The organism is Nocardia nova NBRC 15556, assembly GCF_001613005.1.
GTDB lineage: Bacteria > Actinomycetota > Actinomycetes > Mycobacteriales > Mycobacteriaceae > Nocardia > Nocardia nova.
Genome location: NZ_BDBN01000152.1, coordinates 1 through 11,311, shown reverse-complemented (window position 1 = coordinate 11,311; position 11,311 = coordinate 1). Strand labels below are relative to the sequence as shown.

The following is an 11,311-nucleotide window of genomic DNA, read 5'->3' as shown; positions in this document are numbered from 1 at the left end:
GCTAGATCAGGGATAGGCTCGTGGGAGTGGTTCTCGGATTCGTGCACCTCGATAAGGAGGGCGTGCGTTGTTCGCTGGAGCCGTACTCTGATCTCGTCCAGTACCTCGACCGGTTCGGTCGGCATCCGAGCTTCGATGAGTGCGCACAGTACGGCCTCGACGTCGGTGCGGAGGTAGCTCAATCCGGCCTGCGACAAATGCCACCACGCCTTCAGGGATGTAACTTCCAGCGCCGCCGCGAACGCTTTCACCGGGAATTCCCCGGCCAGGACGGGCGCGGCATCGGTCTGCGAAATCCTGGCCACCGGTTCGGGCAGATACAGCAGGCGCGTATGCGCGTGTATCCGTGAAAGTTGTTTCAACGCAGTCGTTCTGGACGTGGCGAGCCCGTCCAGGTGCTCGGGTCCTGGGATGATGACGGTGCCGCCATAGGGGCGTAGTTCGGACAGCAGTGCCTGCCATGCCACTGCGCGCGTGCGGCGCCGCCCTGACTCGAGCAGACGGCCCACATCCATTCCCCGCCGCTCGGCGGTGGCGGAGACCGTGGGTATCAGCTGTCCGCTCACTGAGCGGTCTGCGTCGATGATCAACGACCACAACGCATCAGCCGGGGGAATCGGTTCTGTGAACACGCGCCGTAGACGACCTCCGGATTCCGCTGCCACCCGGCCGATTCGCTCCTCGACTTCGCTCGACGGGCGCGGCAGCAACGCCAGCTGCATGTATCCATATGTCGGTACGGCCGTCATCAGGTTCGGCCTCCCGATCCGAAACGGAATGCGTAGAGATTCCCGGCGTGAAATCCGCTGCGCAGGTGTGCAATTCCACGATGGGTTTGTCGGCTGGGTCGACGCCGCCGTCTTGTGAGCTGTATGGGTGTCACAGCGTCACCTCGCGGACATGCGCGCGGGCTCGTGTCGCCAGCAAGTCGAGCAGCACGGTCTGCGGGACGGTCATTCCGGACAGGTGGCCCGGTGCGGCGATCACGGTGTGCGCGTCCGCGCGGCAACACTCGCACACCAGGTCCAGATAGGCGGTCGGCACGATCGTTTCGGGTGAATGCTCTCGGAAGACGGCAGCCATCTGGAAACCCAAATGCTGAGCCGCCTGGGTGATCTGCTGCTCGGCGCGATCACCGTCATCAACGAGATCCATCCGCAAATACCCGTATGCCAGGGGCAACAGTTTGTTCATCAACGACCTCCCGGCACGGCATCGACGGTCGTTTCGACCGTTGCTTGCGCGACAGGAAGGCGCATGTCACGGCAACGGGGCGTTATCGGCGGCTGGTGTGACGTTGGGGAACTTATTCGCTGAGCAAACATCGGTCCCACCTCCATGTCTCGCTTGCTTCATCAGGCCGGCACACCGGTTGCGTGCTGTGAGCGCCTGACATCCGCCGGTCACAGGCATGGGGCTCGTGGCCGGGAGTCAGTGACCTACGCGTTTGTGAGCGGGCCCGGCGGCTGCCGTTTCCTGCGGCGTGGTGATCCCTGACACCTGGAAATAGTCACATGAAAATTCACGTGAATCAATACCGATGTTTTCACGTGTCGTACCATGTTGAGAATCACCTGGTCGTCGTGCCCGAATCCGCGATCGGGCAGACTGAGCAGGCTGGCGACGACCAAAAACTAGGAGGGCACATGGCGATTCGGGGCGACTCCGCGGCTGTGGCGTACTTGGTTGGCGCCGAACTCTCGGCCAGGCGGGCCCAGGCCCACAAAACGATCGCTGACGCGGCGAAAGCTCTCGGCTGCTCGAACGCCAAGATCCACAACATGGAGTCCGGACGCAATCAACAACGACCCGACGAGGTCGAGACGTTGGTGCGGTTCTACGGTTCGAGCCAGGTCGATATCGACAGGTTGTGTGCCCTTGCAGCCTCGGCTGACGACCGCGCGGCGTGGTGGGCGCCCTGGTCGGACGTCGTACCCGATTGGCTGAAGACCTTCGTCGGATTGGAAGGGCTGGCAACGCACGCCCACATCTACGCACCCCAAGTACTCCCAGCTCTGGTGCAAACTTCGGGCTACAGCCTGGCAGCGACCGAGGGCGACATGCGTGTGCGCGCGGATCACAACGACCGGGTCGTCGCGTTACGTCAGGAGCGACAGCGAAGAGTTACCGAAGGCGATGACCCGCTCGAACTCGAAGTCTTCATCGAGGAAGCTGCACTCGACCGTCCCATGGGGCCGCCCGAGGTGATGACCGAGCAGTACCAACACTTGCGCGAGCTCGGAGATCTGCCGAATGTCACACTCCGTCTGCTGCCGATCAGCATCGGCCGCCATGACGCCATCGCTGGACGTTTCGTCCTGCTGGACTTCGCCGAAGCGAGCTCGATCGCGTACGTCGAGATGCGCCATGGTGCCGTCTATCTGCAAGAGTCGCGGGTCGTCGACGGGTACGCTAAAACTGTCGAACAACTGCGCGACGTTGCACTCTCCGCTGCAGCAACAGCGGAAGCCATCAAAGAGCGCATCAACGCGTAACGCACCACCGGGAGAGACGATGTTTACCGGCCCACGACGTGCAGGCCGCAGGACCAGTACCTACAGCGACCACGGCAACGGATGCGTGGCAGTCGACTTCCTCAGCGACTCGACCGGCTCCGGGACGGCGCTGATCGAAGTCACTGACACCAAACTCACCGACAGCCCGGCCATTCTGTTTACACCAGTCCAATGGGCCGCATGGCAAGACGAAGTCGCATCGAACAAGCTCACCAATACCAACGGATGCGTCAACGTCATCGCAACCGAAGGGACGTGGCGGGTTGAGGCGGTCGACGGGACCGTCCCCTTCCACTTCAACGAGACCGAGTGGCACGCCTTCCGCAAAGGCGTGCTCGACGATGAATTCGCCCCGGACGCTGCGTTTGCCGTTACTTGACACAGTCCCCGAATCTGGCCGCAGTCAAGCTGCGGTGGTGGCAACTCATCGATCGGAGATCTGTTCGCGTCGATCACGCAGGGCGCCGGTGAGCATTTCACGACTCGATGGGCGTGCCTGGGCTTGAGTTCGGCATCCTCCGACTGAGCACAGCGCCGGCCAGCGAACCGTAGCCCGCAGTTAAGATTCGAACACTCGACGCAGCCCCGCGCGCGGCAGTCGCGGCGTGACGACCTACCACAGATTGAAGGACAGCACAGTAACGCCTGGCGCCTGATAAACCGGGACGTAAGGGTGGCGGAAGCGCGCGTGACGGTGGAACACATAAGCTTTCCACCGATACGGTTCGACAACAGTTGGAGGGAATGCCACATGGCCAAGAAGGTCACCGTCGAGTTGATCGACGACTACGACGGCAAGTCGAAAGCCGAGGAGACGGTGTTCTTCCGCCTCGACGGCGTGGAATACGAAATCGACTTGTCGACCAAAAACGCCGTGAAGTTGCGGGGCATCTTCGAACAGTGGACCGAATCTGCTCGCAAGGTGGGCCGGATTCCCCGAGGCAAGGGCAGCCGGATCGGCGCCCGCACCGTGGCCGACAAAGAGCAAACCCGCGCGATTCGCGAGTGGGCTCGTAACAACGGCTACAACGTGTCGAGCCGTGGGCGGATCCAAGCGGACATCATCGAGGCATACAACAAGGCGAGTTAGCGCAGGACGTTTGGCCACGCCGCTAGTTCGTGTCTCGCCAGACGAGAGCGCCGACACATGGCATGAAACCGGACTGGCAGCCGACGCCGATCCCCGCCATGGCCGCACACTGGTTCAGCGACTGGTTGGACGCCGGAGACCGCTACCGCCGCGCTTGAAAGCTTCGTTTGGGCGTGGCCCCGAGCGCTGGCCCGTGCGGATGGTGCGCCGGTTCATCCAGTGAAGGGCAAGCCGTGACGAGCGCGCTGCTCTTGGCTTGACTATGGATGGGCAGCAATGCCGTGTGGCCTCACTCGTCGCCCCGCAGAGCCAGGGGTGGTAAGCGCGGGATTCGAAGGTTGTCTGGGCGAGACATGGCGGTCAACGCGAACCACCAGATCAGTCCCCATGCCCGCCAACTCGAATCACCCTGGGCTAGTGCGCGACTCGGCGTACTGAAGTCGGTTTTGTGGCATCATGCCAGCATGACTCGTATCCAGGTTCAAGCTGGCAGCGGTTTGCTGTCCAGCTACATCAGGACACCCGAAGTGGGACTATGCGAGCTAATTTGGAACGCCTTCGATGAAGACGCGACTTTAGTTTCTATTTCAGCGGAAAATGACGAGCTCGGAGGGCTGGCAGAAATTGTCGTCGCCGATGATGGCGCCGGCATGACCGAGATGGATGCTCAGAGGGCGTTCTCCCATGTCGGCGACAGCTGGAAGATGGTTGCGGGCAGCACCTCACCGAACGGTCGATCAGTACATGGCAAATATGGGCGAGGCAGGTATTCCGCGTTCTCGCTTGGGCATTCGGTTCAATGGCGGACCGTGGCGGTCGGGCCCGGCGAGAGATTCGACTGCGTCACAGTTACCGGAAGTCGCGACAGCCTCCAATCATTCGAAATTTCCGATCCATGCAGAGTGGACGGACCCGCAGGCACCACAGTTATAATCAATGGAATAACCGAGGCTGCGCAGGATGCGTTCGATAATATCGCGAAAACGCGCACCAGAATTTTGACTGAGTTTGCTCTCCATTTGGATCGCTACCATGACTTCGACATAAGATTCCTCGGCGAAACGCTTGATGCAGAATCTCTAATAGCCGAAAGACGCGAACTCCCGCTTGAGGTTCCGGAAGGTTGTCACGGCGCTGCCAAGCTGACAGTGATTGAGTGGAATTTGGAGGATGTCGACAGAAAGATCTATCTATGCGCGCCAGCAGGAAATGTTGTCGGCGACGTTCGCGCGGGGATCCAAGCACCAGGAGCCCAGTTTACTGCATATCTTGCCTGGGACGGATTCGCCGACGGGATGCCCCCAATTCTTGAGGATGATGTCGATAGCCCGGTCGGCAGGATACTCGTGGCTGCAAGGACAGCCCTCAAAGCCTACCTCGGCGAGTCGGCCCGGCGACGAGAAGGCGAGACTATCGCCAAGTGGCAGCAAGAGGGCGTTTATCCGTATAAGGGGGAACCGCAATCGCCCGTCGAAAAGGCAACGAGAGATGCCTTCAAGGTTGTTGCCATGGCCGCTTCTCGTACGATTGAGGAGTCTAAGACAAGGAATTCAAAAGCCCTTGCTTTGCGATTGCTCAAGCAGGCGTTTGAGAGTGATCCCGAGGCAATACTGCCCGTCCTTCAACAGGTCACGATGTTGCCAAAGGCTCGCTTGGCGGAGCTTGCCGACATCCTTGAACGCACCACTCTCACTCATCTAATACAGGCTGGTCACAAAATCGGCGGGCGTGTGGATTTCTTGAATGGCCTAAATGACATCCTGTTCGAGACGGAGTCCAGAAAGAAACTCCTGGAGCGCAAGCAACTTCACCGAATACTTGCAAACGAGACTTGGCTTTTTGGTGAAGAGTGGTCGTTGACGGGCGATGACGACCGGCTCAGCGTTGTCTTGACGCAGCACCTCAGCCTTCTCGGCGAGGATGTTGACCTTGCGAACTCGGCAGAAATATTAAGAGAAGACGGCCGTGTCGCAATCCCCGACCTCGTGCTAGGGAGGCAAATACAAACCGCTGAGAATAAGTTCGAGCACCTCGTCGTGGAGCTAAAGCGTCCAAATCATCGACTCAAGGACGAGGACGTTTCCCAGTTGCGGAGCTATGCGACGGCAATGGTAAATGACGAACGGTTCTCACAGCCGAACGTGAAGTGGAACTTCATTCTTGTCGGAAATGAATGCAGTCAGTCGGTAGAAGAAGCGCGCGATCAGAACGGTCGTGCGTTCGGTCTAATTCAGGAGAGTAAGAAGTATTCATTGTGGGTGAAGTTGTGGGCCGAGGTGATCGGAGACGCCGAGCACCGATTGAAGTTCGTGCAAGAGGCCCTTCAATACGAGTCAGATCGCGACAAGGGGCTACAGCACCTCCGCGAGAAGTACTCTGAGTACCTGCCTACTCGCCTGAAGACAGCCTAGCTTTCTTTAGATTTCTCCGGCCTACACGGAACCACATCACACGCTGTTCGATGCGGTCGCGATCCACCAGCCGGTCACCATTGTGAGCGCCGTTCCGTGGCGTGTGCGGTGACCGAGGTGGCTCGGTCTCCGCCGGAGTCGGCGTGGGCGACGCCGGTCATCGACTTGCTTAAGTTGTTGGTGGCCAAGACCATCTCCCATAAGGCGCGACCGACTGTGAGACTCGTTCAGACCCTGAACACTCCGAATCCGAGCTTGCGATGGGTCGGCATGGCAGATGCCCTGCGTCAGCGTTTCAGGCAAACTCGACGGATGGAGGATGCAGCCCTGCCGGTAGTACACGCAGACGAGAGCAACAATACCGGCGAGAATCTTCGAGACATAAACCAGCTAGTCTTCACCGTTGCTGGGGTGCGCCTCGACGACCAACGTGATCGACTGTAACAAGGACCTGCTCATCACCATGGATCGGCTTCGCGATCTGGCAGACCCCGACCGCCATATGGAAACTGCCGGCGTGAAGGAAATAGTCTTCGGCGGCAGTAAGGACGTTGCCCAACTGAAAATCGCCGACTGGGCCGCCGGTGCAGCACGAGATGTTGCCATGAGCAAACTCGCCCCACCCCGAAAGCAAGTGAACGAGGAATTGAGCGAACTCGTCGAAAGCTGGCTCGCAGGCCCTTCATTATGGCCTGATCAAGATTGGCTTGCCAAACACCTTGGCATCAATTGAGGCGTTTTCCAAACACGACGCGTCCTTCGCTTGCCCTTCTGCCAGGAGAAGGGGTCAGCGCTACTCATGGCGTTCATGCCCTAATCGACTACCCGCAAGTCACCCTGCTACAGGAGCTAAAGTCGCTTTGACTACAGAACTACTCCTATATCCCACTGCGTTGAAAATAGCAGGGAGTTCCCCTATGTTAGATGTCATCGAACACATGGTTTAGGTAAATCTGCCGCATGGAGGGATACGAGTCCTACCCTGCGCCCGTAATCCCAGCGAATCTGCCAACTTCGACCTTCGTCGCGAGCACGAGGGGTGGTAACTCGGTGCGGGCATGCCGGCCGGTCGGTCCACCGTTGAGATGCTTTGTCGTGGTTGAGCATCCAATCCACTCACACGCGACCCGATCGGTTTGACATCCAATCATGCATCCCGCGAATGCGCTATCGCCGAGCGACGCAGGTTTTCGGCCCTGCGGCGGCGCGACTTGGCCATCAGCTCGAGCATGAGCCGCCGGTCGGCCGACGCGCGGGCGGATCAGTTGCGCGTGCCGGCCGGTGGGCCGACGACGGTGGTGAGCTGGAGTTTGGTCTCGTCTTCGCTGCCCGGCGCGGCAGTCATGATGACGATCTTGAGCTCCGTGTCGCCGTCGGCCAGGACATCGCAGTCCACCGTGACCGGGCCCACCGACGGGTGGTCGACCGTCTTGCGGACCTCGCGGCTCGCGGTCACCTCTCCCGTCGCCCACAGTTTGGCGAACCTCTCGTTGCCTGCGCTCAGGTCGCGGACCAGCGCGGCCAGGCGACTGTCCCGGGGGAAGCGGCCGGTGGCGCGGCGCAGGTCGGAGACGAGGGCGGCGTCGGTGGTGTCGGGGTCCGTATCGGTGACCGGCCACAGCACGAGGGGGGTGTGATCGGCGCCCACCGGGAACCTGTCGCGGGCGAAGTTGCGCATCCGCGGCGGCGAGGCCGAGGGGTCGCCCAGCAGGGCGGCCCACCCGTGGTTCCACCACACCAGTTGCCAGTCTGCCGCGAACACGGCAACCGGTACGTCTCCGAGGCGGACGAGCACTCGTTGCAAGCCGGACGGGAGATGGTCGCAGATCGTGCCGTCCGCGGGCGGCACGATCTGGGCCAGCCGGTAGAGGTGGTCCCGCTCGGCGGTGGACAACTGAAGGGCGCGCGCCAGGGACGCCACCACCGACGCCGAGGGTGTCGTGGCCCGCCCCTGCTCCAGGCGCACGACGTAATCGACCGACACTCCGGCCAGGTCGGCCAGTTCCTCGCGCCGCAGCCCGACAGCCCGGCGCTTGCGGACGACCGGCAGCCCGGCGGCCGACGGGGGAAGCCGGTCGCGCCACATTCGGATCGCCGCGCCCAGTCCGGCCCCGGGGGGTGTCGTCGTCATGCCCTCCATCCTCCTGTATTCCCGATCACTTGCGGGGGTGCGAGGGTGGTACTGGTCTTCCCACCGTCGAAGCGTCCCTGGTCCGGCTCCCTCGTCCAGGCAACCATCGAAGGCATGACGATCACTTTCATCACCGGAGCCAACAAGGGAATCGGACGCGAGACCGCCCGCCGCCTGATAGCCTGCGGTCACACCGTTCTCCTGGGAGCCCGCGATCGAGAGCGGGGTGAGGAGGCAGCCGCGGCGCTGGGCGCACGCTTCGTCCCCATCGACGTAACTGACGACACGTCCGTGGCCGCCGCCGCCGTGGACGTCGCCGAGCACGAGGGCAGGATCGATGTCCTGATCAACAACGCGGGGGTACAGGGTCCCTTCGGTGATCCCGGCGACCTCACCGCCGCCGACGCCCACGCCGTCCTCGACGTCAACGTCGTCGGCGTCGTCCGCACCACCACCGCTTTCTTGCCGCTGCTGCGCCGCTCGGACGACCCCGTGATCATCAATGTCAGCAGTGGCATGGGCTCCCTCGCCTTCACCCACGACCCCGGCCGGACCGAGTCGCACGTCGTCGCGCCGCTGTACGCCTCCTCGAAGGCGGCGCTGACGATGTTGACCACGCAGTACGCCAAGGGGCTCAAGGGCATTCGCGTCAACGCCGCCGACCCCGGCTACACCGCGACCGACATAAACGGTTACAGCGGCTCCCAGACCCTCACCGAGGGCACAGACGCGATCGTCGCCCTCGCCACCGAGGAGCCCGGCGCAGGCACCGGACGCTTCATCGACCGCCATGGCGAGATCGCCTGGTCTTGAGACGGCAGGTGCCGGGTCACCGGCCATGAAGGACAGAACGGGCAGAACATCGAGACCGGTTCTGGGCGGGGATCAACCGTCTCCGACCAGCTTGAGAACCTGGGGCGACCGTCACGCCAGCCTTTTGACCTGCGTCTTCAAGTTGGCGGAGGCTCACGGTGTCGCCGTCCAGGACTTGTGTGTGGTGAGCCGTTCCATCAGCTCCTGGTCGGTGCCCCTTCCGCGGCCGGTGATGCGGACGCGGACCGGGCGGCCGGGGTCGATGACCTGTGCGTCGTCGGACCCGTCGGCTTCCTCGGCTTCGGCGAGCGCCCGGTACAGCGAGGCGACCGAGGGGTGGCGTCCCGCGCTCTTGCCCGCCTTGATCGTCAGCTTCTTCGCGATGTCGGGACGGGACACCCTTGTTCTTCAGCGCGACGGCGAAGGTGAGCATGTCGTCGTCGATGACCTTGGGGCGTCCGCCGTGGTTACCCTTGGCAGCGGCGGTCTGCTGGCCCTCCAGGGTCTTCTCTCGGATGTAGTTACTGTCGAGCTGGGCGGCGACGGCGAGCACGGCGAAGAACATCGCGCCCATGCCGTTGGGGTCGTAGATGCTCGGTGAGCGGGCCGGTGAGGAATTCGAGCTGGACGCTCTGGAGCGGGTCCAGGCGGCGGGCAGCGGGCCGCCAGTGGTGAGGCGCTCGTCGAGGGCGGCCATGAGGTCGCTGGTATCGCAATAGAGCTCTTCGAGCCGGTCGTGATGGTCGGCGGCCTCGCTGGCGCGTTCGATGCGGCGCTCACCAATACCAAGGGATGCGTCAGCGTCATCGCAACAGAAGGGACGTGGCGGGTTGAGGCGGTCGACGGGACCGCCAGCTTCCACTTCAACGAGACCGAGTGGCGCGCCTTCCGCAAAGGCGTGCTCGACAATGAATTCGCCGCGGACGCTGCGTTTGCCATTACTTGAGACAGTCCTCAATCTGGCGCAGTCACGCTGCGGTGGCGGTAGCTCATCGATCGAAGAGCTGTTCCATCGTGGGCGTCCATCATGCAGGGCATTGCGAGCATTTCACCACCTCGGTGGGCGCGACCGGGCTTGAGTTCGGCACCAAGGCAACGTGTCGGGCGATCCGGTGCGGATACTCCGACTGAGTACAGAGCGGGCCGGCTAACCCAGCACGGATAAGATCTGAACGCACGAAGCTACCCAGCGCGCGGAAGTCGGGCGCGACCACGGCGCCCAACTCTCGGCGACCAACGCACCACAGACTGAGGTACGGCTGCACCACACCACAACGGCACAGTAACGCCCGGCACCTGATACACCGGGACGTGAGAGTGGCGTAAGCGCGCGTGACGGTGGAGCACATAAGCTTTCCGCCGGTACCGTTCGTCAACGTTTGGAGGAATGCCGCATGGCCAAGAAGGTCACCGTCGAGTTGATCGACGACTACGATGGCAAGTCTAAAGCCGAGGAGACGGTGTTCTTCCGCCTCGACGGCGTGGAATACGAAATCGACTTGTCGACTAAGAACGCAGGCAAGTTGCGTGGCATCTTCGAGCAGTGGACCGAATCTGCTCGCAAGGTGGGCCGGCTTCCCCGAGGCAAGAGCAGCAGGACCGGCGCCCGCACGGTGGCCGACAAAGAACAAACCCGCGCGATTCGCGAGTGGGCTCGCAACAACGGCTACAACGTCTCCAGCCGTGGGCGGATCCAAGCGGACATCATCGAGGCATACAACAAGGCGAGTTAGCGCAAGAAGGTTGGCCGCTTGCTCGTGTCTCCCAATGGTTTTGGCCGTTCGACGATGCGGGCGAGTGTGAATCCGGCGCGGAAGCTGGTTCCGAGTTGGGCGTAGCGGGTCGCGGCCGCGCGCGAGTGGATGACCCTCTTCGACAAACAGGACCGTCCCAAGCTCGTCGACCAATGCAGCTACCCGCTCACCGGCTTGCGCTGCGTTAACCGCATCTACACCGACCTCGCCGTCTTCGACATAGGACCGGAAGGCGCCCCGGCGCGGGAGACGTTCGAGATTTCACATGCCGAGCCGAACCACCGCCACCCCCACATGCATTTGCCCGAGAGCGATAGAGCAACAACCTCTTCCATTGAAGAGGTGATCCTCAACCACGGCCTGGCACCGAAGCCCAACTGCCCCTCACGTCACCGAGGTAGGCGACGAGCTGTCGCTTACAGCACTGGCTTGAATTGCCGCAACAACGCGGCCACCCGTCGGCGAAGTAAGTTGTCTGCCAGCAGCATTCAGCGCTGGTTCAATCAACGCAAAGTGTCGCTGACTATAACGCGCGCAGGCGCGGGGCGAGGTCGCGCGCGAACAGATCCAGGAAACGGCGCTGATCGTGGCCGGGA

Annotated in this window: 12 protein-coding genes and 1 pseudogene; 8 read left to right on the top strand and 5 right to left on the bottom strand. The window is 62.1% G+C overall.

Annotated elements, in window-relative coordinates; translation table 11 throughout:
- Together NN2_RS34760 and NN2_RS34755 are read right to left on the bottom strand one after the other, a co-directional pair.
- A partial coding sequence (locus tag NN2_RS34760; RefSeq protein WP_156511564.1) for a hypothetical protein occupies positions 1–722 on the bottom strand: 722 nt, incomplete at its 3' end.
- A gap of 157 nt (positions 723–879) precedes the next feature.
- Entirely contained in the window at positions 880–1,194 is a 315-nt protein-coding gene (locus tag NN2_RS34755; protein ID WP_063019420.1) for a hypothetical protein, read from the bottom strand.
- Between the two features lie 320 nt (positions 1,195–1,514).
- Here NN2_RS34755 and NN2_RS34750 point away from each other — a divergent pair, with 320 nt between their 5' ends.
- From NN2_RS34750 to NN2_RS37560, 5 genes are all read left to right on the top strand, one after another.
- Positions 1,515–2,495 carry a helix-turn-helix domain-containing protein gene (locus NN2_RS34750; RefSeq protein WP_218022097.1) on the top strand — a complete coding sequence of 327 codons (981 nt, stop codon included), beginning with the start codon at positions 1,515–1,517 and terminating at the stop codon, positions 2,493–2,495.
- 19 nt (positions 2,496–2,514) lie between these two features.
- On the top strand, positions 2,515–2,895 hold the full coding sequence (locus NN2_RS34745; RefSeq protein WP_082857469.1) for a DUF397 domain-containing protein: 381 nt from the start codon (positions 2,515–2,517) through the stop codon (positions 2,893–2,895).
- A gap of 372 nt (positions 2,896–3,267) precedes the next feature.
- Entirely contained in the window at positions 3,268–3,606 is a 339-nt protein-coding gene (locus tag NN2_RS34740; protein ID WP_063019416.1) for a histone-like nucleoid-structuring protein Lsr2, read from the top strand.
- Positions 3,607–4,070: 464 nt separating this feature from the next.
- Complete coding sequence (locus tag NN2_RS34735; RefSeq protein ID WP_063019414.1) at positions 4,071–6,017, top strand: ATP-binding protein; 1,947 nt, start codon at positions 4,071–4,073, stop codon at positions 6,015–6,017.
- A gap of 403 nt (positions 6,018–6,420) precedes the next feature.
- Entirely contained in the window at positions 6,421–6,750 is a 330-nt protein-coding gene (locus NN2_RS37560; RefSeq protein ID WP_156511563.1) for a hypothetical protein, read from the top strand.
- Between the two features lie 528 nt (positions 6,751–7,278).
- On the opposite strand, the gene NN2_RS34730 is transcribed toward NN2_RS37560, so the two are convergent.
- Entirely contained in the window at positions 7,279–8,148 is an 870-nt protein-coding gene (locus NN2_RS34730) for a helix-turn-helix transcriptional regulator (protein ID WP_218022096.1), read from the bottom strand.
- Positions 8,149–8,193: 45 nt separating this feature from the next.
- On the opposite strand from NN2_RS34730, the gene NN2_RS34725 reads away from it, so the two are divergent.
- A complete protein-coding gene (locus NN2_RS34725; RefSeq protein WP_245658976.1) occupies positions 8,194–8,961 on the top strand; it encodes an SDR family NAD(P)-dependent oxidoreductase in 768 nt (255 codons plus the stop codon).
- A 153-nt stretch (positions 8,962–9,114) separates the two neighbouring features.
- On the opposite strand, the gene NN2_RS38860 is transcribed toward NN2_RS34725, so the two are convergent.
- Positions 9,115–9,360 (bottom strand): hypothetical protein, encoded by a 246-nt coding sequence (locus tag NN2_RS38860; RefSeq protein ID WP_245658977.1) that lies wholly within the window; start codon positions 9,358–9,360, stop codon positions 9,115–9,117.
- 337 nt (positions 9,361–9,697) lie between these two features.
- Between NN2_RS38860 and NN2_RS34715 the strand changes: the two genes are divergently transcribed.
- Positions 9,698–9,907: a hypothetical protein gene (locus tag NN2_RS34715; protein ID WP_156511562.1), complete on the top strand. Its 210-nt coding sequence runs from the start codon at positions 9,698–9,700 to the stop codon at positions 9,905–9,907.
- Between the two features lie 448 nt (positions 9,908–10,355).
- Entirely contained in the window at positions 10,356–10,694 is a 339-nt protein-coding gene (locus NN2_RS34710) for a histone-like nucleoid-structuring protein Lsr2 (protein WP_063019406.1), read from the top strand.
- Positions 10,695–11,238: 544 nt separating this feature from the next.
- Here the strand turns inward: NN2_RS34710 and NN2_RS37555 are convergent.
- Positions 11,239–11,311 (bottom strand): annotated as a pseudogene (locus NN2_RS37555) (F420-dependent glucose-6-phosphate dehydrogenase); the annotation flags it as partial.